Genomic DNA, 24,989 nt, shown 5'->3' on the forward strand with positions numbered 1-24,989 from the left:
CTCATTCCCAGTTCACGATTGGCCCAGTAGCAAAGGAGACTTCGGGCTTTGACAGTCCGGGGATTCTTGCCGCGACTCAGGACAGTGTCAACACCCAGCCTCTCATATCAGACACCAACCCCGCCCGCAGGGGATTTAGATGGATATATCGAACCAGCTCTCTCAGATAAAGATCCTCCTGGCACAGAATCGATTTGTATCGGTTTTGAAACAAATGCCCGTGACGAAGGTGTTTGCGATTGAATGAAACAGCGTACCCGGTCAAGAGCCGGCGCATGACAGTCGCGAGGGGCACCAGACCCGTTCGAAACAACAGATGGGCATGATTGGGCATGAGGACCCACCCCAGGCATGCAGTCCGGGTTTCGGAAATTACCTTGCCCAGCCGTTCGGTGAAGCTGTTCCTATCGGCATCATTATAGAATATCCTTCTCCGCTCAATCCCCCGGATGATGACGTGATGGACGGCACCGGCAGCGTCTATTCTCGTCCTTCTTGGCATGCGCCCATGGTACTATGAAAATTGATAGGAAGCAAAGCATAAAATCATAGGCGTCCCCTAACCTCCTAACCTCGGATATCTAGCAAAAAAGGGGGGGAGAGCCGCCCAAGTAGCTCTCCCCCCCTTTCAAAGGAAGGGTCTTCTCGGTGTCTACTTCTTTTTGTGTTTGTTCTTTTTCTTCATCTGTCCGGGGGGGTACTTCCTCTTGTGCTCCGAGAAGTGTTCATAGGGCTTGTCGGTTTCCATCTCAAGGGTAACATAACTCGCGTAAGCGAGGTCGATTCTGCCCGGCAGGTGAACGGATACCTTCCACCTGTCCCCGTCAAGGTAGAAGTAGACCTTCCTGGTCAAGTCAAAATATACATAGTGTTTGGGATAGTATCGATATCTGTGTTTTGCCCGATATCCGTGGGCAGGCGCCCAGGGTGGAGGCCCCGATTTCGGCGGCGGGTGGCCGGGCGAACCGATGACAACGCCTCCACCCTCGATTCCGCATCCTGAAAAGAGGGCAAAATACATGGTACAGACTGCTACAATCACGACAGCACTGAAAAGGTCCTTCCTCATCTTCTCATCCTCGCGTCCTTGTCTCTCCGTCCCCTGAATCAAGAGGCCCCGGCAGAATCCTGGAGAAGCCAGGCCATGCTCACTGCCGGAGGCCGGCAATTCCAGCGCCTGGCCGGCCCATGAGCTTGAATGAGCAACGCACACCCAGGCATCCGCCCGTCAAAAGAGGCCTCTCTCTGCAACGCTCCTTGCCTGCCGCCTGTCAGGAGCCGGCTTCAGGTCTGGGCTTGATCTCTATCTCGACCCTCCTGTTTTTTTGCCTGCCCTCAGGAGTATCGTTCGACGCTATAGGCATGGTTTCCCCAAACCCGATAGCCGTCACCCTACTGCCCGACACCCCTTTGTCGATAAGATAGTTCTTCACGGTCTTCGCGCGTCTCTCCGAGAGCTCCTGGTTGTACTTTTCAGATCCCCTGCTGTCCGTGTGGCCCTTGACCAGAATATCCGTGTCAGGGTACCTGATCATCACTTCCGCCATCCTGGTAAGGGTCTCCCTGGCCCCGGGCTTAAGGGCAGCCGAATTCACGTCGAACAGGACCGCATCAGCCATGGTGACAACCAACCGATCTTCCTTTCTCTCAACCTCGGTGTTTGGTATCTGCTCCAGTTCCTTGGCCTGCTTGTCGAGTCTGTGCCCGATGGCCCCGCCGATAACACCTCCGGCGACCCCGCCGATCACCGCTCCGGTGGCGGTGTGGCCCGATTGATGGCCGATGATCCCTCCCACGACCGCACCGCTCGCCGCCCCGATGGCGGCACCTTTCGCGGTCTTTGTCTTGGCAACCTCCCTTGTCTGTGCACAGCCAGCAATCAACAAAAAGACGCCCAGTGCGAATACGAGACTAGATCTTTTGTTCATCGTAAGCCCTCCAACAGAGTTTTTTTGCAACACGGGAACAAACGGCGGCAGAACTCCCCGCCGACACGAAAACAGAGACTGATAATCCTTGCGACTCCGGCAATTCAGCCTGAACGCACGTCCCGAGACTCGCCACCCCCGAACCTCATGAAACCACCAGACCCGAAGACCTGTCAAGCACCTGAGAGCCGGAGAGTTCGCGAATCTCCACAGGGCCAACCTGGAGGTCCTTTGTTCTTCGCGGAATCCTTCAGACCCGTCCCTGCACCTCCGGTCAATCCATAGGGCCGGGCCGTGCGGGGACCTGTCCCCCCGGAGGGGTGAACCTGCCGGGTTTGGCAAGGCCTAGCTTCCAGAGAGTATGGAAGATCCGCCTCTTGGCCCATGGCCAATTCCAGGGTGTGTCTCGCTCCACGACGCCCGGGTGGGGCCACACCATCCTCCGGAGTCCTCCCAGTCCGCCGCGTCTGCCGCGAAAGGAAAGGAGACGCGCCAGTGCAAGGTCTCTCCTGGACAGGGCATCTATCCCCCCCTGCAGGGCGCGCCTTTGCGCCACCAGTTCCGGCAGGCGCATATCGTGCGCCAGGTCGCTGGCAATCTCCCGGCACGCATCGTTCTGCCAGAGCCCCGCGGCCGTAGCAGCGGCAAGTGCCACGGGCAACTGGATCTCCCACCTTCTTGCCAGCTCGACCACCTCCGGCGCGAGGGTTTTTCCGGTTCTTTGCGCGATCCGAACGAGATCCCACCAGCTCAAAAGCGGGCGGGGAGTGTGGTTGATCTGGGCCTGAACGCCCGCCACAACAAAGGCATGGGAGAGACGAATCCTTCTGCCCCCTGGACCGAGTGTGGGATCCGGGCCGGCTTTTTCGATAAGCTCCGCCTCGAGCCCGGGAGGGACAAGATTCCATAGACGGATGTGAAGTTCGAGGACAAAGCCTCTCTGGTTCCTTGCCACCCAGTGGTGCCACTCCTCCAGGATAAAACGGTCAAAACGCGTGCCCGGATAGAGGCCCGCCCAACCCTCCGCTTCAAGGGCTGCCCGGGCCTTGAAATAATCGCTCCCGGCGATGAGTATGTCGAGGTCACTCACCGGTCTCTCTTCGGGATGGTCATAGACACGGGTGGCAAGATCGTTCCCTTTCAGAGGGATCCATGTGACACCCTCCCTGCCGAGGGTCTCTCCCACACGCTTGATTTCTTCCCGGAGGCACAACCAGCGGGCCATACTCAGAAGCAGCCCGCGACGCCACTTGTCTACCGACGGTCCTGAGATCCCGGAAGCGTGGGCCTGAATGGCCAGGGCCGGGGCCATGCGATGGCGGCCCACCAGGGAGGGGTCGATCTCGTGGGCCACCCTCTGGAGAGCCCTTTTCTGGCCGGCCACGGCCAGTGCAATCATCCTCTGAGATTCCCTGAGAAACATCGCTTCTTCTGCGACAGGGCGAATCAATGAAGAGGGAGTTTGGACTTCTCAGGCCTGCCTTCCCAGGGAAACAGGTGACGGCCGGGCCTCGACTTCAAGTCGCAGCTCTCGCTCAGCTTGGGCAGTTGGGACAGGTCCCCATCGAGCAACTGGGCCAGGGTGTCCAGAACGGTTCTCCGCAGGTCTTCAACCCGGCGGAGCGTAGAAGTAGTCAGCGGCGAAGCGATAAGGTCCTTTGCAAGGATCAGAAAACCGAGCCGCCGCCCCTTGTGGGTCAGGGGGAGGGAGAGGTAGAGAGACCGGTTGGAGTCGAGGGCATGGGAGTCGAGCTTCCCTTCGATGAACTCCCACAGGAAGGGCCGGTCCTTTGGAGACATGCCCCGGCGCCCAAAGATATCGAGCTCCACATAATCCATTTCCAGAAACCGGGCAGCCGATGCGGTCCTGTCCCATACCTCTTCCACGCTGGAGGACTGAGAGATCGCCACCTGCCAAGCCAGGAAGGCACGCCGATCCCTTTGGAAACCGAGATCATCGCCCACATCCCGGAACCAGCCGATGAGTTTGCCAGCGGCCAGATGCTCGAGATAGCCGAGTTTTCGAATCCCGAGGATCACACCTGCCCCTACTACCAGGAGAATCAACGCGGCCAGATCGTCTCGGGCGTGGACCAACAAGAGCGAGAGCATCCCCATAGAAATGGTGATACCGTAAAGGATCACCACAGCACGGCGCTGAGTGAAACCGAGACTGAGCAGCCGGTGATGCACGTGGTCCCGGTCGGGCTGAAACACGGCCCCACCGAATACAAAACGGCGAATCGGTGCGATCATGGTGTCCATAAGAGGGAAACCCATGGCGATAATGGGAATCAGAAGGGTCACCGTGGCCTGGCTCTTGATGGATCCCATCACACTGAGGGCCGCCAACATATATCCCAGGAAGTAGCTGCCGCTGTCGCCCATAAAGATCGAGGCCGGATTGAAATTGTATCGGAGAAATCCCAGGGAGGCTCCTCCAAGTGCGGCCAGACCCATGGCCACGAGAAGCTTCCCCCCTGTAACGCAGAGTACCAACAGGACCATGGATACAAAGAAGCTCACCCCTGCGGCCAGACCGTCCAAACCGTCGATGAGGTTGATGGCGTTGATCACCAGCAGAAACCAGAAGACCGTCAGAGGCAGGGAAATCCATCCCAGGGAAAAGGGAGGCATACCGGGCAGGGCGAGGCCGGTTATCCGGACCCCCCCGAGATAGGCACTCAGGGCAGCCAGTATCTGGACCGCAAACTTCACCCTGTACCTGAGAGGGCGCACATCATCCCACAGACCCAAACCGAAGGCCATGGAAGCCCCGATGGCGATGGCCACGACCGGCCTGTCCGGAACGAGAAGACTCAGGACACTGGTGGGGTGGACCCAGGAGAGCTCCGAACAGAGCCACGCAAACCAAAGAGAGATGAAGAAGGCCAGGTAGATGGCCGCCCCCCCGGTCCTCGGAACCGCACGGGTGTGGATCTTTCTCTCAGAGGGGAGGTCCATGAGGCCCAGCCTCCTGGCCGCCCTCTCTCCGACAGGGGTCAGGACCAGGGATAAGGCCAGGGACAAAAGGAATATGGCAATGACGGTCGTCATTCTATCCCATCCGGCCTCCCAATCGCCTCATGGCCGGGTCGCACCTGTTGGAGTTTCTCGGCCACAACCTTTGAAACAAAAAGGGGACAGGCGATCTGGCGCCTGATCCTTCCCGGCTCTCTCAAGAGCCTGTACAGCCACTCAAGACCTATTCTCTGGACCCAGTAGGGCGCTCTCGCCTTGTTTCCCGCCAGAACGTCCAGGCTGCCGCCCACCCCCTGGCAGACCTTGACCTTCAACTCTGGGAGGTACCTCTCGATCCACTGCTCCTGCTTGGGGCTTCCCAGACCAACGAAGAGAATATCCGCTTTGGACCGGTTGATCGCGGCTATGAGATCGTCCCTTCCCTCCCTGCCCACGTACCCGTTACAACGCCCGGCCACCCGGATCGCGGGGTACAGCCTCCTCAGGCTTTCAACCGCCTTTCGGTTCACCTCTTCATGTCCTCCATAGACATAGATGCTGTGCCCGTTTCCCGCCGCCTCTGCACAGATCCGTTTCATCAGATCGGCTCCTGCTACACGGCCGACTCTGATACCGTAGAGCCACCGGAGTGCAAGGACGACCCCGACACCGTCCGGAATCAACAGGGCCGCACTCTCGAAGAACTCTCTCAACAGGGGATCCCCTCGAACCGCCATTATCTTCTCCGGATTCACCGCCAGAATATGGTTCCCTGTCCCGTCACTCTCCAAGCACCTGCGGACCAGCTCCAGGCAGTCCTGCACGCCGACCGTGTCGACGGGAACCCCGAGGATCCTTACCCTCTGATTTGCTTTCACGGCTCTAGCCCGATGCTTGATTCAGGAGGTACTCGGTAAGTGCATGGAACGCCCATGCCTGGGCCCAACGGATGTAGGGAATCCTGACCGTGTAGAGCCTCCTCCTCTGGAAGTAGAAGAATCCACGGCCGTCCTGCATATGAAGGATCATCCACCTGGTTATCTTCTCTGTCAGCTCTCTGTACCCCTCTCCCATCCTTGAAAAGAAGACGACCGCCTGTGCCAGGGAATGGATGTCGATGGGATAGAGCCTGTCGTGATAGTACTTCGCCCTGCCGTCCTCAAGAAAGAAGTTCTCAGAGTAAAAGCTCACTCCCCTTTCGAATGAGTGCCGATGGACGTCTCCAAAGCCCTGCTCGAGGAAATAGAGAATGCACATGAGGTTGAAACCGGTGTGAAACGAATCTATCCACCTCTGAGATTTCGACTCGGCGTAGTACCAGGAACCGTCGTCTCTCTGGTGCTTTATACTGTATTCGAGACTCGCGAGAGCGGCTTCCTTCAGCCGCTCTTCTCCCGTGTATCCATAGAGCCTGATCAGCAGAGAGGCGCCCAGGAGGTTTGCGTTGTGAACGGCCGTGTTGTCTACCGGCGTATAGCTGAAGCATATGGTGCCGTCCTCTTCCCTTCTGTTCAGGTCCTTGAGAATGAACTCCTTTATGGAGACCGCCATCTCCAGTGCCTTTTCTTGGCGGGCATACCGGTAGGCATCGATCAGTGCATGGCCGATGAAGGAGGAGTTCACCAGGGTAGGAGTATGGCGGGCGATATAGAACGCCCTGGACTGCCAGTCGAAGTTGTAACCCCAGCAATTGCCGGAATATCCCCTGCTTCTCAGCCTCCGCAGCAGATTCAGGAGCGACTCCATGGTTTCCAGGTACTCCACCTTTCTTTCAACCCGATAGAGCTTTGCATAGCCCCAGAGGAAAAGTCCGATCCCCTTCGGGTTGAGCCCTTTCTGTATAGAGAGAAAAGGTCTTATGTTGGCCGGCAACCTCCTCATCCCCTGGATCATGGCTATTCGGATGTATTTTCTGGAGAGGGACAGGGCCCTCAGCATGGGGCTTGTCAGGGCATCAAAGGGATCGTAACCCCTGAATTTTTCTCCTTCTACGTACTTCCTCAAGCGGTGGAGGGAGGTGCTTATGTCCGCTGGATTCAAGCGTAGATCCCCTACATCCGGCATACGGCCTTGAAGCAGGCAGCCAGCCCCTCCACTAGGTGTCTTTCAGTGAAGTGGCTTTCGTAGTGTCTCCGTGAGTTCTCGGCCATCCTCCGGCGCAAAGAGGCATCGGCCACCAGGAGATTGAGCCTTTCCGCAATCTCCCGGGGGTTCTGCTTCTCCACGAGGAAGCCGTTGAACCCGTCGATTACGCACTCCCGGATACAACCATGGTCGGTACTCACGATGGGCAACCCATAGGCCATGGCCTCTACAAGAACCCAGGGGTGTCCTTCCGGGGGGTAGTAGGTCGGGAAGACAAAGATATCGGATGAGGCAAGAAGCCGGTGTTTCCCCCTTCCCGAAACGGGCCCCGTCACCACCACCGGGAGATGTGGAGATTCTTTGAGAAAAGCCTCGAACTCGGCTCTTGTGCTCTCCTCGACCCAATGCCCGGAAAAAACGAATTCCGCGTGGCTATGGCTTGAGTGGACCGAGGGAACGGCTCTGAGGGTATCCAAGACCCCCTTTGTCTTCATCCTATTGGCCAGGTGGAGAATCCGCACCTTCTTCCGGTGATTCACCCGGCGAAACCCTACCTCAAAATCCCTGCCGTTACTGACTGCAAAAACCCTCTCTGGAGGCATGATCCTGAAGAACAGACTCCTGTGTCTCTCACAGAGCACGATCTGTCCATCCACAAGGGAGTGAACGGTACGGACGAACCACCGGGTCAGAGGCCGGGCCGAATCGAACCAGTTCCTGAAGTTCCCTCCGCGCAGATGGCAGACGACTCTTCTGCCCAAAACCTTCGATACCAGGATGAATCCCGCATCGCGCAGATAGCCCACCGTGGTCTGGCTCAAAGGCATGTAGACAATGTCCGGCTCTTTTGTGAGAACCCTCCAGAAAAGGGCTAGGTAATGCCTGAGGGCGAGCGAGACATTCTGGAAATCGACGGCGCCGAGTCTTCTCAAATCCCTGTGATCCGACGTATCGAGATGGATCAGCTCAAACTCCTCCTTCAACCCCGAATTGAGAATGATCTCCGTGGCGACACTCGGCCCCATGTAGGGCGGAGGGATCGGGCCTAGAACGAGTATCTTGGCCTTTGACTTCACCGTCCCACCGGCGGGGAAAGGAGGCCCGAGATGTGAACGGTCTCTCGTATGATCGAAGAACCCCCTACTGGGGACCGAGAGAAAGGCCATCCAGTATCCTGATGGGGATGGCCAGGGAGATTCGGTAGAACAGAGAGATCCATCCAGGCGGATGCCAGTGGGGCCGGCCGGTTCCCCGGGAGTAACTGGAGTCGATCCGCTCTACCTTGCAAAGCCCCCGGGCGTATGGGACCCCGATTTTGCCGCAGATCCTCCTGGTGATCTCTCTCGTACGGCAACAGAGTTGCTCGTAGGAGACGATGAGGAGACTGTCTCCCCTTTTCAGGCGATAGTAGACGGCGATGATCGCGCCCGCAAGCCACTCGCAGAACACGTAGACGGCCAGGCCGTAAGGATAGAGAAGGCTCCCCTTTGGCAATGGATAGTCGGGTTTGCAGGCTTTGTTGACCTCGGATCTCAGGACATCGACGGGGTTCCTGTAGATAAACAGCACGGTCGCCTCCGGGTACCACCTGAAAAGTCTCTTGAGATGAAAGACATTCGAGGGGGTTTTCTCCCCCATGTATTTGACCCTTTCCTTGTCTCCCCCGTTCTCCATATAGTCCTTTTCAATGATGAACCGGTGGATACTCCTCTCGTTTATTTCCACCTGGCCGAACCATTCCGCTATCTCTCGTGCCGGGAACTGGATGCCCCGCCGCCAGTAGGTCCCAAAATGCCCGGTCCCCTGGAGGCAGCAGACCAGCTCATCGAGGGTGAACTTCCCGGCCCTCTTCACCCTCCTGCGGAGATTCTTCAGGAACCCTTCATGGACGAGGGAGCTGAAATAGTGTATCTCGGGTGCTATGTGGATATACGGGCTGTTGTTGAGGATATTCATGAGAAACTTCGTTCCCGATCTTCCCGCCCCGACGACAAAGATGGGTCTTGTATCAGGCGTATTCCACTTGCTCCGCATTGCCGCTCTGAATACTCCTCCTGGCCGCGAATACCGCCGCGTGTGAGTTCAACAGCCCTTCTGCCTCCTGCACCTTGACCCCACTGGAAAAGACCTCCAGAATATGGCCGAAAAGCCTCTTTCTTCCCATGTCAGGCGAGAGGGATCTGTAGATGCTCCCATAACGGGAAGAGATGACTCTTCTAAACCCATGAATGAGAACACGGTCGTCAGGATAGACCAACTCGACTTCTTCCTTTGAGGATCTCGCCGACGATCCCATGACGTACGAGATCACCCCGGTTGAGCCGTTCTCGAAAGAGAGGGTTATGTGGATCGAACCCCGGTTCACAGCCTTGAGGTTCGATGTGGCAAAGACCCTCGCTACCCTGGAGCCGTGAAGCACACAGAGGATGTCGACAAAATGGATGATCTCGCCTACGATGATTCCCCCTTCCCCTTCTTCCAGCGCCCAGTAATCCTCGGGAAAAGGATCGGCCGCGACGGTATACCTGGATTCAAGAGGTGATCCGTGTATCCTCTCCTGCAGCTTTCTGACCGCCGGTGAGTATCTCCTGTTGAACCCGACACAGACGTTGCCCCCGTGGGTCCTCAACATACCGGCCAATAGGGTGAGCTCCTCCTCTTTTGCCACCATGGGCTTCTCTACGTACACGTTCTTTCCTCTCTCGAGCCCTTCAAGGAGGAATAGAGAATGCGTGCTGTGGCGGGTCGCCACAACGATCGTGCGGATCTCTTCGTTTTCGAGAATCACCTGCGGATCCGTTGTCACCACCCGGCAGTCAGCCAGGGCGCCCCTCTTCCTGAACCTCAGGGAAGAAGGACTCCGGGCAGCCAGGGCCGTGATTCTCAGATTCCGGCTCATATTGGGAACTATGTGAGACTTCGCGTAGTTGCCAAAACCGATGAGGCCGATATGGGGGCCGCGCCTCCTTACCGCCTGCTCCGGCCCTGCCTCCACGACGCGGAGGGCCTTGAGATCTCTCATCCCCTCCTCCCGGTATCCGAAGAGCAGTGCAAGGGTGTCGGGCCTTTTTTCGAGGAGCAGATCGTACGCCCCTTGTGCCTCGTCGATGGAGAAAACCCTGCTGATCATATGGCCGACTCTTATCCGACCCGTGGAGAGCAACCAGAGAAAGGTCTTCATGTTTCTTTCCACGGTCCAGTCCACGTAAGCCCGAGGATAGTCGATGCCCTGGCGTTCGTAAACGGGATCGTAGCGGCCCGCTCCATAGGAGCACGACATGAGGATCGAGAGTTCCTTCTCGTAGAAGACAGCCCGGTCGAAGCCGTGCCCCACTTCACCCACAACGACTATCTTCCCCCTTTTCCGTACCAACCTCCCCGCCAGGTTGATGGGATCGTTCGATCTAGCCCTCGCTGTGACTATCACCCCGTCGACCCCGAACCCTTCCGTCAGATCCTTCACCCGCTGTTGCAGGTTCGGATCCGAGACGAGCAAGACGTGCCGGCATCCTCCTTCGGCCGCGAGAGAGGTCCGCTCCCTGAAGAGGTCGAGCCCTACGACCTCTATGCCGTTGGCAAGGAGGAGCTGGACCGTCAACTGGCCAATAAGCCCCAGCCCGAGGACGAGGATCCTCTCCCCCAGCTGGGGATTCAGCCGGCGGATCCCCTGGAGGGCGATGCTGCCAAGGGTAGCGAAGGCGGCCGAACGGGTACTCACTCCTTCCGGGATCCTCACGCAGATCCTCTTGGGCACGGCTGCATACTCACCATGAACAGCAAAACCACTGCCCGCCATGGCGACACGATCACCCACGGAGAGGTGGTCAACCCCCCGTCCCCGGGCAACTACGATACCTGCGGAGCTATACCCCATCGGATAGAAGGCCTTCAGCCTATTGGAGACCTTTCTACAGGTCGTGACAAACCCCTTGCGCCTCAGACTCTCTGCCACCTTCTTGAACTCTGCCGGCCTTTGGAGGGCCTTTCCGACAAGGCCGGATCGGGCTGCCAGAAGCCTGGAGAGTTCGGTACCCGAACTGATCACGGACCAGTGTGTCTGAACCAGGACCTCGTGATCCCCCCAGGCAGGTGCGGGAAGATCGAAGGTCTCGATCTTTCCGTCCCCCAGTCGTTCAAGGGCGATCTTCATTCACCACCTCTTCGATACTGGTAGACGTCGAGTTCCATGGATGAGGAATATCGACCTTGGACAGCCAACTTTTTCCCGAAAAAAACCGCCCTCTTCAGCCGAAACCCGTGTTTCTGGAAGGCCCGTTTCAGGTTCCCGTAGTCTTTCACCTTCTGAAGGTCCGTGTAGTGGCTCCCTTTCAGGGCCCGTCTCAGGGGCCGGACCACCCGCCTCTCAACGATCCGGAAAAGACCCCGGGTGTTCGGATAGCTCACCAAGAGGATCCCCCCCGGCCGGAGCAGTCCGGATAGAATCCCCGGCGATTCCAGCGGATCCCCCATCCACTCGAGCACGCTCGACATGACGACCATGTCGAATCTCCCCTTGACGGGCATTTTCAGAAGATCTGCCTGGAAGATCTTTCCACGCCGTGGATTGAGCCGGAGCATACGGAAAGAGAGGTCACACCCAAAGTAACTTATGCCGTCATCGTTCTCGGGTCCCAGCACCCCGCAAGCCCCGCATCCTATCTCGAGTATGGTCTCAACATTCCCTGCCCCCCGCTCCCTTTCTATCTCCATTGCGAAGACGGCCGCCCTGTTGCGGTAGTCCCTCCTCCTTTGGTATCGACCGTTCCAGCCAGGAGCCAGACTATCGAAGTAGTCCCTAACCGTATTCATTTCCGGCAGACCGCTCCCTTTCCACCCAGTACTCCTTCCCAAGAGACAGACCGAGACCCGCCCACATGTACCATGCCGTCGTGGTATACGCGAGGGGACGGAAGGGAAATCCGTAGAGGATATACAGGGAGATGAAGGCAAATCCCAGGCCGTGGATGATCCTATCCTCCCGGCTTCTCTCCCTCGTCCGGAGAAAGAGGTGAAGGCTCTTCCCCCAGAGGGAAAGAAGGATATACAAATAGACGGCCAGGCCCACGACTCCGTTCCTGCTCAGAACGTCGATATAGTCGCAATGAGCCGGTGTGGACTTGAAGTTCCCGAAGAAGAGCTCAAAGGTGTCCCTGCCACGTATCTCCCGCAGGGAGAATATCCACATCTTGAATCGGTTCGTGCCGAGATGCTCGTACAAACCGAGAGGATACTCCTCTTCATATGACGCGTCTCCCCCGGTTCTGGCCCGAATCAGTGCGAGTTCGGTCTGGAACCTCTTTTCAAACCGACCGAAATCCACACCGGACAGTACGATGCCCAAGCCCACAAGAGAGGCGAAACAGAAAATCCCCAGTCTTTTCACACCCCTGGTGATAAACACCAGGTAGATGGTACCGTAGAAAAAGAGCTGCACGATTACCGTACGAGACAGTCCGGAATATATGAGATAAAGGTCGATGCACATCATGGCGGCCAGTATGAGCTTGAGCCCCTCGTTCCTTATCCTTGTCTGAAACAGTATCGATGCAAAGATCAGGTTATAGAGAGCCAGGTTGGAAAGCACCCCTGGATCGTGATACAAGCCGCTCATCCGGAGAACCCCCTGGGAAGCATGCAGCCCGGAAAGCTTCATAAGGATCATTGCCGCATTTATTGCCGCTGCCACGGCCGTTCCCCAGAAGACGGCCCAGAAAAGGCGGAAATACGATCCCCTCTGGTGGATTCTTCGAGACAGGAAGGTGACATGGTAGATGAGAAAGGAGTCTGCCATGCGCAGCACCAAATCGGCGAAGCGGACAACATCCGACGTGATTCCCTGCAAATAGGCGTAGAGAAAGGAACACAGATTCAAGCCGAGAAACAGCAACATCCACCTGGTAAGGGGGGCCCTGCCCCGGAGTCTCAGAATGTAGAGTCCGAAGTAAACAAAAATGCCGGCACCGGTCAAATGCAGGAAGGATATGTTTTTTCCCGCGATCGCCAGGAGGGGTTTGTTCCAAGAGAGATCTATCAGCGGTTTTGAAAGGAAAAGAAGAACTATGGCATTCTCTATTCTCATTGCGACCGGACCGGCCTCTCAGGTGGCCCTGCTGGATCGTCCGCCACTGAAGGCTTCAACCTCTCCTTCTCGCGAGGCCACACCGGGGGAGGCCGTGAAAGCGCTACGGCGCGTCAACTCCATACAAGCATGCTCTCCGCGATCCTGTGGTAGGAGAGATTATGCCTGTTCCTTGCAGCAAGCTGTCTCCTCCACGCCAGGCGGGCCTCTTGATCCCTTTCGGCCACTTCGGAGTACGCTTTTTCCAGAATAGGGGATGGAGACTCCATCTCAAAATACCAGCCGTTTGCCCCCTGTTGCACCAGATGCATGAGGCCGGGCCTCCGTGCGAGAACCACGGGCAACCCCGTGCCCATGGCTTCCTGGATAGAGATAGAAGGTCTTGTCCACACCCCCAGATCCGAGGCACAACAGAACTCCCTTACCCTTCCATGATCCAAAAAGGGGTAGGCGAGAAATATGCCTGGATCGGGTTGCTTTTCCAGAAGGGACTTCAAACGCCTCCCGCAAGGGTCGGCCAGGCAGCCGATTATGATGTACCTGACCTTCTTGCCTTCCTTGCGCATTCTTGAAACAAGAGGCACGACCTCATCGATACGCTTTTCAGGGGTGATACGGGTCGATGTGATAAAGACGACTTCCTCTTCGGTGATCTTCAGTTTGTCACGGACTCTCCGGCGCTCTTTGCCGTCAAAGTAGAACTCTTCTGGATCGTAGCCCAGGGTTGAAGCCACTCGTTTTTCGAGGAAGCTTGCCCTCAGGCTGTCGGGAAGAGAGGATAGAAGCAGGGACTCGGTCTCGGGTGTATAGAGATAGAGCCTGTCGCAAGACCGTACGGCCAGGCGGTAGGCCCTGTTCTTGACGAGATATCGCAGCAACCTCGCCTTCGGCTTGTTGAAGTTTGAGAAATCAGAATTGTCGCCGAAGAGGGCGATCAGTCTGTGCCTTCTCTTTTCGGGACCGGTAAGGACCGGAAGGGGGAAGAGTTTCCCGACACCGATTACCACCACCAGATCCGGGGAGATCTCGGCCAGTGCACTCCTGAGACCCGGTGATAGAACCAGAGACCCGGCCGAGACTGTGGCCGGCAACCTCAGGATCGTGTATCCATGTCTATCGTCTCTTTGAAATCCTCTCCGGTAACTCGAGGTCATCACACCTCTTGCCGAAGGTGAAGGCCTGTCCGAGGCTATCACGTGGACCGTGTGGCCGAGCCTGCTGAAGGCTCTGGCAAGATAGACCTCCTGGTAGCCTACCTCCGGCATGAAATGCCCTGTTACGATCACTACCTCCATATGACGCACGACTTGAAGACCTGTACCCCCTATCCTCTGCACCATCTCACCAGGAGTCGTGAGATATGCGGTGCCTGGAAGAATTCTGTCCTGGGGCGGATCTCCCGGGAACTGCCATGCCTGCCGCCGCGGAGACCGCCTCGAGCACGTCGATGGGGCTGATGTCCTTCATGTCCCTGGATCCCTGGAGGACCCACCTTTGCATCGAGAAGGGTCCGATGTGGCGGAAGTCGGTCGGCCCGAAGAGGGCCACCACCGGTGTCTCCACAGCCGCTGCAAGGTGCATGATTCCAGTGTCGTTCGAGACGAGACAGCGGCATTTCTTCAGCAGGGCGGCTGTCTCCTCGAGTGAGAACAGACCGGCGGCGTCCAGCACTCCCTCTGCACCGATCTCCTCGGCAATGGACCGGCAGAGGTTCCGTTCCTCCCTTCCCCCCACAAGGCACAGGGAGAATCCCCAGTTCACCATGGCCCTGCCCACCTCCGAGAACCCCTGTGCGGCCCAACGCTTGTTTTGCCGCACTCCCCCTGGATGTAGGGCCACGAGGTCTCGGGCCTCCTGGCCGCCGTTCACAGAGAGGAGCCAACCTTCCACCTTCTCTCGGGCTTCCCTTCCCACCTTCAGGTAGGGCGAAATGCTCCCCTCCGGGATCTCTTCGCCCAAGAATCGAAGCAAATCGAGGTTCAGCTCCACCCTGTGTCTCTTCATGCTGTTCGAGAGCCTGACGTGGTATACAAAGGAGAAGTCCCGTTCAAAAGCGGATCCGTAGTCGTAAGTATGCTTCAACCGTACCTTGGCACCTGAAAGGGCTGCTACCAGAGAGTGGCGTATGGTGTTGGCCGGCTGAGCCGCGAGGAAGACATCGATTCTTTCTCTTCGCAGCCTCCAAACGAGCCTCGCAAGGGAGATGAGATCCCACGGTCTCAGACTGTATGTGAGAAGGGCGTCGACGTGGGGATTGCCTTCGAATACCTCGGAGAAGACGTCCGTGCTCGCAACCACGAGGCGGATGTCGGGGTTGCACCGCTTTATCCCCTCGACAAGGGGTGTTGCCATCAGGGAATCCCCGAATCCGGAAGCAGACAGGACGCAGCAGGCCTTGGTCTGCCCCCATATCCTCCTCATTTCCTCTCTGCTGAGGGGGCTTGCTCGGAACAACAGGTAAACAAAGAGGCGGACTGAGCGCTTTAGAGCACGCATCATATTACCTGCCATAAAACCCCCTCCTATCGGTCGGACCACAGAGTAGGGCCCCGCCCTCGCCGAGCAGACGCTATATGCTCTTCCAGTTGGTCGACGATGAGATCAGGGGAGTGGTGGCTAACGACATACTCTCGAGCTCGCGTCCCGATCTCTCTACGCTTCTCGGGATCTTTCAGCAATTCACATACCGACCGGCAGAGCCTTTCGAAAGATCCGGCAAGGACTCCAAGCTTTCTCTCGGAGAGAAGGCGGTTTGGATCGGCTTGGAGAGAGATGACGGGGGTCTCGTTTGCCCAGGCCTGAAGATAGGTATTGGGAAACCCCTCGCTTACCGATGTGTTTACAAAGACATGGGCCTTCTGAAAGAACCTCTCGATCTCGAAGTAATCGATATGCCCGTGATAGTGGAAGTTACCATGGATCCTGGAACAGTTCTCAAGCCCTGCCACGAGCCTCCTGTCCAGAGGGTCTCCGATGCAGTCGAATCGGATCTCCGCGTCCCTGCACTTTTCTGCGAGCCTTACGAACATTTCCGGCTGTTTCTCTTCCTTGATGCCGGACACCCAGAGAACCCTGGGAGTTTCGTCCTTCCGGGCGATGCCCTGCGGTATGTCCGCGATCGAACCGAGAAGCTCTGCTTTTCTGCCCGAATACGATTTGAGAAATACCTCTTCCTGAAGCCTGTTCTGGCATATACAGAGGCCGGTCGATCGGACTCCCCGCTCGAAGAGAAGAACATGGGTGAAGGAAAAAAGGAGATATTTCGCCCACCTTTGAACCGGTCCGCCGTGACGGCTCTTGGTCCTGGGGTATTCGTAGCGGTTGAAATCCCTGTCCTTAGCAGCATTCCAGATGCTCAAGGCCCCGTTTCCTCTCCCGTATCTCGAAACCGCCCAGGGCAGGAGCGAACGCCCCCGAGTGTAGACCACATCAGGTGTGATCTTTCTCAAGATCTTTTGGACTTCCAGCCCCTCCCACAGGCTGTTCGCCGGGAGCAGGCGAAACTTCTTCGGGATGAAGTGAACACCAATGCCGTCGATACACCGGTATTCGATCGATGCCCGGTCAGCACCCAGCGAGATGTATGAGACTGACCAGCCTCTGGACAGAAGCTCTCTTGCAAGGAGGTAGGTCTGGACATGGGGGCCCACGGTGGGGCCTCCCCGAGGGTCCTTCAGAAATCCGTGGATGACAAAGGCAAAACTACCTCTTCTCACTGTTTGGTAAATTCCGTGGTCTTCCGGGTATCCATAGGCTAGGGCAGGCTGCCTGATTTCAAGCATCGGAGCTCAAAAAACAGTCCTTGGATCGTATTGGGAATATACTTGAGGCACTCCTTCACAATACCGCTGAAAAAGGACCCGCGGAAATAGAGGGTCTTGCCCCTGCCGAGAAAACCGAGGTTTACGAGATAGTCCATCTGCTCGATTCTGAACCTAGCCCTGCAGTAATAGCCTCTATTTCTTGCAGATGGTTTCCTGTCGTCCAGAAAGTCGAAACTCTCAAAATCGAAATACCTTACGTGCGTCACGTCTCCAAAGGCGCTTCTGCTGTTCCAGTACGGGACCAGGATCCTGAGCACACCTCGGTCCTTCAATATCCGGTGCAACTCGTTCACCACTCCGATTGTATCGTGAAGGTGCTCGATGATCGAATAGGCCCGTATTTCGTCAAAGGTGTCGTCTCTGAACGGATAGGGAAACGTGTTCAGGTCACACACCAGGTCTACCCCTTCCAGTACACACCGGTCGACATTTATGAAACCCTTCCGGATATCGAGCCCGCAACCGAGGTTAAGCCTCGATGCCATTTCTTTTTTCCATAGGCTTGCCAGGCTCCACCTGTCCTGACGTGTGTGGACCAGGAGGCCCGGGTCTGCAACCCGACCTTATCCTGGCCAGAAACTCTTTGATCTGAAATTCCTCTGCCCAGGCGCTTCCCGGATGCCAGGCCAGGCTTCTGTCCCAGTGCCCCGGGCATTTCTGAACAGCGGAGTCCGCAAAGGTCCAACACATCTCCAGAAGGAGAATCTCCCCTTTCTTGTCCTTAAGAAAATCATAGGCCATGCAGTCCACCTTCAACTTCTCGCTGATTGAGAAGGCATGTTCCACCATCCTCAGGTCGACTCTGGTTCTGTCGAAATCGATCCTGCCGCTCCCTGAAGCACGAAAATCCCCTGGTCTGTTTATTCTCCTAAACCCGAAGGCACTATCTCCGATCACCGTGACCCTCGTATCCCAGGGATTTCCAGGTACAAACTCCTGGAAGTAAGCGTAGTTTTTCTCAATGATGGCCTTCCGCCTGCTCTCCTCGTATCTGTGTCTGGCAAAGAGCCTGCCCCTGACGTTTCGGGCAAAGGGCCTGAGGATGCGCCCCGATTTTACTTCATCGAGCCTCTCGGCGGTCGATATGCCCCTCGAAAACATCCTGTCCACCAGCCGAGAGGCCTCCCGCCTGTCGTTGACAAGAACCACGTTCCTCGAACTGGCTCCCACGGCCAACTTGAAGATCTTGGGAAATTCCGTCTCCCTGATCCAGTTACGGGCATCCTCTCTATGCCAGAAGATCCAGGTCCTGGGCGTCCTTATCCCGTGAATCCCCAAGAGGTAGTGCTGTTTGATCTTGTCGTCCCAGGGCCATCGGGTATTGTAATCAGGATAGACCGGTATCCTGAGTTCCTTTTCTATCGCATCCAAAATCCTCGGAGCGACCTGCCGCCAGGGATGGGACAGATCCCACCGCCACATGATTCCGTCGTACCTTCTCAATAGTGACAGGTCCTCCAACCCGAGGAGGTCGATGAACTCAAAATCGACTCCACAATCCTGGAGAAAGACGGACCACTTCTCGCTATAGGACTGCTCTCCCATTCTGTCAGGCTGTATGCCTATCAGCACCCAAAACCCCTTTACAGGACCTTACAGAATCCTCCTCGTTGCGTGTTTCGGCCGTAAGCTCACCCTGTTCGCATGAGAATCCCCGGGGGGACAATACGGCCCTTATCTCAACTCGATATGGCCCGCCCATGAATCAGGCGGCCTTGCTCGGGTAAGGACCATTTGGCGCAGATCCAGATAAGGCCGCACCGTCTTCTCCCCGAATATCGCCTCTATATCCTCTTTCCCAAACCCAGCCAGAGGTGGATCTCCCGTGGAGAAGGCCTTGTCGATTGCCGGGATCTTGCAAGGATCAAATCCGATAAGACCCGAGGCACAGGCATCGACGGCTACAGGATTCCTTCCGAGCATGAGGACGCCGAGGTGCCTTGGAGTGGGGTTGAGGGGCCCCTCTCCTTCCCCGATTGTCACCCCGTCAACTACGTAAATGATCCTCCGCTGCGGCTCGTCCCGGATCACCCCGTCCTTGTCGGCGTAGAAGAGAACCCTGTTTATATCGAGGATCGTGCGCCAGAGGGTGTCATTGCCGTACCAACTCCCCTCGGTAAAGGGATCCCTTCTGCCAGGGTTGAACCGATCCATCCTTTTTGCCATCCTTGCCAGACCCTGCCACAGTCTCTTGGCGGTAAGGTTTGAAGAGGTCTCCCGCAGAGCGAGCAGGGAGCTGCGCAGGGCTTTGAACAGGCTGGGATAGAGGTATTCGTCTCCCCCGCTTAGAATCGACCCTCTCCTGTGATGGGGAAGCCAGTCCTTTGAGACGTTGATACCCATCGCATTCTTCAGGCAGCAGGTCATGCCGGCCTTCCGGTGGGACTTGAGCTTTGGAATGTTGATGACCACGTCCGCCGCGAGGATCTCCCCTGCAATGAGATACTCGTGTCTTTTGGTGTTGTGATGCTCCTGGAGAGTCGAAGGGGGATAGTCTGTCACACAAAAACGGCCCATCCCCTTGAGATCAAAGTGTGCGCTCCTCTCGTCCAGACTGACCGCTGTCCGCTCCACCTCTCTCTTTTTGAGGCCCACGGGGAGATTCCCAAGCATTTCTCTCTCCGCGGCCCGAAAGTCCCTCAACCCGACCTCCATCCCAGACGACTGCGAGACGTGGCGTACCACCTCGGCGGTCCCGTTCTCTTCAACGAGGCTACCGAAATCCGCGGATTGAACCGGGGCGTCACCGACGGTGATTCTCCCCTTCCCCTTTAGAGCGATCACCACGTAATCGAGAACGGCACGGATCAGAGAGGGATGTGTAACGAGACATTCGATATCAACCTCGGGGAGATACCGGTGTTTGACGAAATTCGGCTTGATGAGGACCTTGTCACCTGGCCTGATGAACTCCCCGAGAGGATTCCAACAGGGGGTATCAAAATGAGTGCTGTCCAAGCCGGCCCGGTAGAAGAGCGACCTCAGGCCTCCATAGACAGGATTCGGACTCTCGGGAGTTGCTTCATTGTACGGAGCCTCCGGATAAGCCCGCGAGGCGGAAAATGGCAGCCTCGGAGGGTATGTAATGCCCCCAACAATGAACACCCGGCTGTCATGCGAGTTCTTCAACAACCCTCTCCAATTGCTCCATCTGGCTGTCCGGGGTGAGCCGTTGCCTGTAAAGAGCTCGTCTTCCACCGCGGCCCACCTTGAGACAGGTGTCCCTTTCACCTGCGAGTCTCCCGATAAGTGCGCTCAACTCTTCCACCGTGGAGACGAAGAAGGCGTCTTTTCCATGGCGAAGAACCTCGGCGTTTCCGCATCCATTTCTGAAGAGCACGACCGGAACATCTGCAAACATCGCCTCCAGCACGGCATTCGAGAAGGCCTCGTTGTCAGAGGGGAGAACAAAGAGATCGGTCACCTTCAAAACCGTGTATGGATTCTCCACCGCCCCCAGGAACTCGACCAGCCCGTCGAGTCCGAGGATGCGGGTCCGCCTTACCAGATCTTCCTTCAGTCCGGCGTCACCGTCGCCCGCCACGAGAACACGCAAGCAAAGTCCCTGCTGGAACAGTGGCGGAAGAGCGTCGATAAGGCGGTCTATGCGCTTCCTCGGATCCAACCTCCCGACAAAGCTTACGGTGAAGGGTCGATCTACCTTCCGGTACGGCCGGGCAGAGTCCATGCGCTTCCTTTCGAAGGCCGGATCGATAAAGCCCCTCACAAGGCGCATCCTGCAATCGGGAACACCGTACTCCCTCGTTGCCAGATCTTTCAAGAAAAGCGAATTGACCAGGACAAGATCGGCCCTCCGCCTCACTACCCATAGAAAGAGAAGCCATCGAACAACACGCCCTATTCTCCTCGACCAGAGACCTCCCGGCCGGATTCTCGGCCGACCCGTCGAGTGTGGAAGTGGTCCGGTCCGGCGGCCCTTACGCTTTCCGGACCGGTGCTTTTGAAGGAATCTGAAAAAAGACGGAGGACCTATCTGCATTCCCGAAAGCCGGTAGGCCAGGGGTTTTCTGACAAGAAGAAGGGGGACCATAAAGACGGCCCTCGGACTGTGGAGGAAGACCAGATCAGACCTGCGCACCAGGCCGAGGCACGTCCACATGCTTGCCGGGCTGAGGTCCCCCTCTTTGGGTAGTTCCCATACCTTCACCCCTGGGAGCCCCCTTATCCACTCGAAAGCCTCTCCGTATGGTCTTTGAAACAGCACCGAAACCTCGTTCCAAGGCTTACCCGACTGCCACCGCACAACCAGGTAGAGCTGCTTCTCTCTCCCGCCCATCCGGCCGTTGTCGATCAGGTGGATTATCCTCCTCTTCATCGATCGACCGCTCCCCTCTCTCTGTGGTAGGAAGCTGCCTCTGAGAGTGTTGCGAATCGCCAGTTTCTCTCCAGTGCACGGCCTAGGTATGTCCTGAGGGAACCGATGAACTCCCTTGCGTCCCCCTCCGTGTGCACGTAGGGGCTGCATCCGGGAACAGCCTCGATATTGTGAAACATCATGACCAAGATGACAGCCCTTTCCTTCGGGTTTCTCTCCACCCACCACGTGGAGAGATTCATCATCTCCTCTGCACTTCGCCTCGTAGGGCGCAGCCAGACCGGCACACACCTTCTCCTGCCGACCATCCTGCACAGCAACGACCGCAGGATCCTGCTTTTCATGACACACGGCCTCAAGGCGGAAGGTATCTCGCTCCAGATAGACATGCCAGCAGTAACAGGGAGCTCGAGGACCGAGAGACCCCCTGGTCTGCAAAAATCATCTGAGGAGGGAAAATATGCCTTGAACGGGGCAGAAAGAAAGGACACGGATCCACCAGGGTCTGCCTCTCCGTGGAGGGGGACGACGCTTGTGTCCACCCTGTAGCCCAGTTCCTCGAGAATCGAGAGGGTATGCCTGCTCAAGCCGAATCTACCGGCCCGGAAGGACAAGGGCCGGTAGCCGAAGGTCTTCTCGAAGAGCCCGGTGAGATTCTCGATCTTCTCTTTCTCCCCTGTCAGAGGGAGTGAACTCTGCATCTGTAACGTTACTTCAGCATCCATTTGAGCTTCAGGCTCGATGAATTCCCCGTGGAGGTGGGTACCCAGCTCGACCCTGTCTCCCAGATTCCTGAGGCTCTGAACAGACCTGGGGTCTAAAATGACCTCCGGGCTCAGAAGGTAGGTCGGTCGCACGCCGAAATCGTCAAAGACCGGTTGAAGGGTCTCTGTGATCCCCTCGTACACACCCCTGAACCGGATGGGGCGGCGTACTCCCCAGTAGGCATCCCTGTCGCACTCCGTATCTACGGTCACACAGACAAAGACCGTCTGCGGCTGTGTTTCCAACGGCCCTGTCCCAGGGTTTCTCCGGTGCCTCATCGGATTCTCTGAATCGGACAACCAGGGATATCCTGTCGGATCCTCTCCGGGCCGTGTCTCACCGGTTTTACGGCCGCAGGCCTCCCGGTGGTAAGCAGCCGCCCGCGGATCCGGCGGAGAGTCCCGAGCAATCCATACGTTCGTGCCTTGTGTGCACGGTAGTAGGCCCTTATCAAAAAGAAGAGCCTGGGCAGGATGAAGAGCCTTGCCACGAGCCGGGCGATACTCTTTTCCCCTTTTGCCAGGGCGAGCCTTTCCACCTTCACAAGGGTATTGAAATAGTCGTAGTAGGCCTGTATATCGCGGCGGGAAATGGACGGGAGGTTCAGGACCGCCTCGCGCCTCTCGCCCGAACCCGGCGACCCAACGGGTTCCCATCCCTGTTCGCGGCAGAGCCTTTCGAGTCTCGTCCCCGGGTAGGGGTGGAATATGTAACGCTGGGTCTTGTTCTGAGCCCCCAATCTCGCGGTGAGTCTCACCGTATCGACAAGGGCCTTCCTTGTCTCATGGGGGAGGCCCAACATGATGAAAGAGGAGGTCTCAAGACCGGCCTCACGGGCGAGGCGGAAGGTCTCGACCATCTCCTCATCGCTGATTCTGCGGTTGAGGATCTTCTCCCTTATGAACGGATTGCCGGATTCGACACCTATCGATACCCGTTGACAGTTGGCATCCTTCAGTGCCCTGAACATCTCCCCCGTGCAGGTACCCGGACGGATACAACAGAAAAAGGGAAGGTCGACTCTTCTCCTGTATTCTTCACAGAAGTCATGGAACCACTTCCTGTTGAGGGTAAAAACGTCGTCGTGAATCACCACATGGCGGATTCGGTACCTCTTCTTCACCCACACCAGTTCTTCCACGGCCTTCTCCACGCTCGGGTACCGCACGTAGTTCTGGCCCGGGTAGATACTCCTCAACGCATGGTTCGAACAATAGGTGCAGTCGAAAGGGCAGCCCCGGCAGAACATGAATTCCCCCTGTCCCTCGATCCTTCCGGGAATCTCGCAGGACTGGTAGATATCGTGGTCAGCAATGGGGAGCCGGTCCAGATCCTGGATGAGGGGTCTCACCCGGTTCTCGATGGTTTCTCCCCCCTGTCTGAACCAAAATCCCTCCACGTCCCTGTAGTCCTCTGATCGCGACAGCCTGTCTGCCAGCTCGAGGAGGCCGTACTCCCCTTCACCCTGGCATATGGCGTCGAATGGCGCCTCCTCGATACACCCGGGCACAACAGTGGGATGTATTCCTCCGCAGACCTGAAAAAGGCCGGGGAACCTCCGCCTCAGCAAAAGGGAAATCTCCCTTATCCGGTTGAACATGGACGACATGGAGGTGAACCCAATTAGTTCAGGCTGCCAGGCATCCACTCTGTCGGCTACTGTTTCCGAAGATTGGCTCCATTCGACCGGGCACAACCCCGTCTCATGGCCGCCCTGCCTGAGTACCGAAGAGATGGACCCGATGCCGATGGGAAACTGGGGTACACCGCTATAGAGAAAGACAAAGAGAATCCTCATGCCATGCCTCGGGAGGTTCAGATCCCCCGGACTCGGGGACGTTCTTTTGCCCTCACAAACACACTTTCATGGAGGAGGAGAAGAAACCGCATCGTGGGGTGAGCATCTAACCGATGCCCGCCTTGCCCTGATTCTTCTCAGGCCGTTGACAAGCTTACCGTAAGACGAAAAGGCGTTGGGCACCCTTATCTGGTAGCTCGTTCTATACGTCTTGGTCCACTTGAACTTGTACTCCGAGTCCCCCCGCATGAAATTGAACTCGGAGATCCCCTCTTCGAAGCAGTCCCTGATGAGAATCCCGTGGTGGGCCTTGTTAGGAGAGAGATGCGAATACCCCGTGTCGAAGCCGATGCTCCAGTGGTAATAAATGTTGTTGTACACAAAGCCGAGTGTGTAGGAAACGGGCTTCCCCTCAAGGTAGACAAGCGAGAAATCGAGGATGCCCTTTTTCCTGAAGAGGTCGATCATCTCCCTGAGAAATCCCAGTGTGACAGGATCCTCGAAGGGGCTTTCCCTTCCCATCTGCCTCTGCCGCCCGGTGTAGAGTCTACCCATGGTCTCGAGAAGTTCGCCGGATGAGAGACGGCCGTTTCTTTCGTACCTGTAGTCGTGATAGGCATGGATCCTGTTCCATCTCTTTCTCAGATCCCTTCTCAGATTTCTCCCCAGGCTCTGGTAATAGGATTCCCAGGTTCCGTAAGCTTCGAGATCGATGTAGAGGATCCTTGATGCAATGGTCTCTTCATGGTCGATCGAATCTCTTTTCAGGACCCTCCGAATCTCGGTCAGGTTCGAACTACCCTCGGTAAGGTATTTGAAGTGAAGAAGATGCCATGCCTTCTTGTTTTCTTCCCTCATATAACGGAAAAAATACTCTATGATCTCCTCTGCGCCTCTTCTTATGACAAAATCACAGAAGTCGGTCACTCCGTTACCCACCCCGATGAATGAGAGCTGTCTCAGGGGAAGGAGACCTCCTGTTTTCCAGGTAGTCAGAATCAGGGGAACGAATCCCATCACCTTGTTGCCGTCCTCGACAACGTAGAGCCTGTTGCGCTCTTCGTCTCCCATGTGTTTGTAAAGAAGGTATATCCAGTCATAGAGGTAGTGTACGTTCGCACCTCCCCGGTCGGATAGGATCTCTTCCCATTCGGATCTGAATCCGGAAACCTCGTCGAGACGTCTCACCTCGTGTATCTTCATGGATCAGCCG

The 24,989-nt window shown here is 56.8% G+C and carries 22 protein-coding genes; all 22 read right to left on the bottom strand.

Going from position 1 to position 24,989, the window contains the following annotated elements; translation table 11 throughout:
* Nucleotides 1–76: 76 nt before the first annotated feature.
* Nucleotides 77–502: a transposase gene (locus tag JRJ26_12075; protein MBW2058222.1), complete on the bottom strand. Its 426-nt coding sequence runs from the start codon at nucleotides 500–502 to the stop codon at nucleotides 77–79.
* A gap of 150 nt (nucleotides 503–652) precedes the next feature.
* Nucleotides 653–1,069, bottom strand: coding sequence for a hypothetical protein (locus JRJ26_12080; GenBank protein MBW2058223.1), 417 nt, complete (start codon nucleotides 1,067–1,069; stop codon nucleotides 653–655).
* 202 nt (nucleotides 1,070–1,271) lie between these two features.
* Complete coding sequence (locus JRJ26_12085; protein MBW2058224.1) at nucleotides 1,272–1,928, bottom strand: OmpA family protein; 657 nt, start codon at nucleotides 1,926–1,928, stop codon at nucleotides 1,272–1,274.
* Between the two features lie 274 nt (nucleotides 1,929–2,202).
* Nucleotides 2,203–3,351 (bottom strand): nucleotidyltransferase family protein, encoded by a 1,149-nt coding sequence (locus JRJ26_12090; protein ID MBW2058225.1) that lies wholly within the window; start codon nucleotides 3,349–3,351, stop codon nucleotides 2,203–2,205.
* Nucleotides 3,352–3,374: 23 nt separating this feature from the next.
* A complete protein-coding gene (locus tag JRJ26_12095) occupies nucleotides 3,375–4,985 on the bottom strand; it encodes an undecaprenyl/decaprenyl-phosphate alpha-N-acetylglucosaminyl 1-phosphate transferase (protein ID MBW2058226.1) in 1,611 nt (536 codons plus the stop codon).
* Complete coding sequence (locus tag JRJ26_12100) at nucleotides 4,982–5,767, bottom strand: WecB/TagA/CpsF family glycosyltransferase (GenBank protein ID MBW2058227.1); 786 nt, start codon at nucleotides 5,765–5,767, stop codon at nucleotides 4,982–4,984. The genes JRJ26_12095 and JRJ26_12100 overlap by 4 nt, the downstream gene beginning before the upstream one ends.
* 4 nt (nucleotides 5,768–5,771) lie before the next feature.
* The gene (locus JRJ26_12105; protein ID MBW2058228.1) at nucleotides 5,772–6,929 is read right to left on the bottom strand and encodes a delta-aminolevulinic acid dehydratase; all 1,158 of its coding nucleotides are present in this window, start codon (nucleotides 6,927–6,929) and stop codon (nucleotides 5,772–5,774) included.
* An 11-nt stretch (nucleotides 6,930–6,940) separates the two neighbouring features.
* Nucleotides 6,941–8,050, bottom strand: coding sequence for a glycosyltransferase family 4 protein (locus JRJ26_12110; GenBank protein ID MBW2058229.1), 1,110 nt, complete (start codon nucleotides 8,048–8,050; stop codon nucleotides 6,941–6,943).
* A 64-nt stretch (nucleotides 8,051–8,114) separates the two neighbouring features.
* Entirely contained in the window at nucleotides 8,115–9,008 is an 894-nt protein-coding gene (locus JRJ26_12115; GenBank protein ID MBW2058230.1) for a sulfotransferase, read from the bottom strand.
* On the bottom strand, nucleotides 8,983–11,124 hold the full coding sequence (locus tag JRJ26_12120) for a bi-domain-containing oxidoreductase (protein MBW2058231.1): 2,142 nt from the start codon (nucleotides 11,122–11,124) through the stop codon (nucleotides 8,983–8,985). The genes JRJ26_12115 and JRJ26_12120 overlap by 26 nt, the downstream gene beginning before the upstream one ends.
* Nucleotides 11,121–11,783 (bottom strand): class I SAM-dependent methyltransferase, encoded by a 663-nt coding sequence (locus JRJ26_12125; protein ID MBW2058232.1) that lies wholly within the window; start codon nucleotides 11,781–11,783, stop codon nucleotides 11,121–11,123. The genes JRJ26_12120 and JRJ26_12125 overlap by 4 nt, the downstream gene beginning before the upstream one ends.
* The gene (locus JRJ26_12130; GenBank protein MBW2058233.1) at nucleotides 11,770–13,053 is read right to left on the bottom strand and encodes a hypothetical protein; all 1,284 of its coding nucleotides are present in this window, start codon (nucleotides 13,051–13,053) and stop codon (nucleotides 11,770–11,772) included. Before JRJ26_12130 ends, JRJ26_12125 begins: the two co-directional genes overlap by 14 nt.
* Nucleotides 13,054–13,166: 113 nt before the next feature.
* A complete protein-coding gene (locus tag JRJ26_12135; GenBank protein ID MBW2058234.1) occupies nucleotides 13,167–14,393 on the bottom strand; it encodes a glycosyltransferase family 4 protein in 1,227 nt (408 codons plus the stop codon).
* 1 nt (nucleotide 14,394) lies between these two features.
* The gene (locus JRJ26_12140) at nucleotides 14,395–15,474 is read right to left on the bottom strand and encodes a glycosyltransferase family 9 protein (GenBank protein ID MBW2058235.1); all 1,080 of its coding nucleotides are present in this window, start codon (nucleotides 15,472–15,474) and stop codon (nucleotides 14,395–14,397) included.
* 101 nt (nucleotides 15,475–15,575) lie between these two features.
* Nucleotides 15,576–16,703: a glycosyltransferase family 4 protein gene (locus JRJ26_12145; protein ID MBW2058236.1), complete on the bottom strand. Its 1,128-nt coding sequence runs from the start codon at nucleotides 16,701–16,703 to the stop codon at nucleotides 15,576–15,578.
* Between the two features lie 104 nt (nucleotides 16,704–16,807).
* A complete protein-coding gene (locus JRJ26_12150; GenBank protein MBW2058237.1) occupies nucleotides 16,808–17,362 on the bottom strand; it encodes a methyltransferase domain-containing protein in 555 nt (184 codons plus the stop codon).
* Nucleotides 17,346–18,449, bottom strand: coding sequence for a hypothetical protein (locus tag JRJ26_12155; protein ID MBW2058238.1), 1,104 nt, complete (start codon nucleotides 18,447–18,449; stop codon nucleotides 17,346–17,348). The genes JRJ26_12150 and JRJ26_12155 overlap by 17 nt, the downstream gene beginning before the upstream one ends.
* Nucleotides 18,450–18,551: 102 nt before the next feature.
* Nucleotides 18,552–20,006 carry a DUF362 domain-containing protein gene (locus JRJ26_12160; protein ID MBW2058239.1) on the bottom strand — a complete coding sequence of 485 codons (1,455 nt, stop codon included), beginning with the start codon at nucleotides 20,004–20,006 and terminating at the stop codon, nucleotides 18,552–18,554.
* Nucleotides 19,990–21,213, bottom strand: coding sequence for a glycosyltransferase (locus JRJ26_12165; GenBank protein ID MBW2058240.1), 1,224 nt, complete (start codon nucleotides 21,211–21,213; stop codon nucleotides 19,990–19,992). Before JRJ26_12165 ends, JRJ26_12160 begins: the two co-directional genes overlap by 17 nt.
* A complete protein-coding gene (locus JRJ26_12170) occupies nucleotides 21,210–22,223 on the bottom strand; it encodes a hypothetical protein (protein MBW2058241.1) in 1,014 nt (337 codons plus the stop codon). The genes JRJ26_12165 and JRJ26_12170 overlap by 4 nt, the downstream gene beginning before the upstream one ends.
* Before the next feature lie 29 nt (nucleotides 22,224–22,252).
* Nucleotides 22,253–23,776 (bottom strand): B12-binding domain-containing radical SAM protein, encoded by a 1,524-nt coding sequence (locus JRJ26_12175; GenBank protein ID MBW2058242.1) that lies wholly within the window; start codon nucleotides 23,774–23,776, stop codon nucleotides 22,253–22,255.
* Between the two features lie 66 nt (nucleotides 23,777–23,842).
* Entirely contained in the window at nucleotides 23,843–24,979 is a 1,137-nt protein-coding gene (locus JRJ26_12180; protein ID MBW2058243.1) for a GNAT family N-acetyltransferase, read from the bottom strand.
* Nucleotides 24,980–24,989: the final 10 nt, after the last annotated feature.

This window comes from Deltaproteobacteria bacterium (assembly GCA_019308905.1).
Classification (GTDB): Bacteria; Desulfobacterota; BSN033; order WVXP01; family WVXP01; genus JAFDHF01.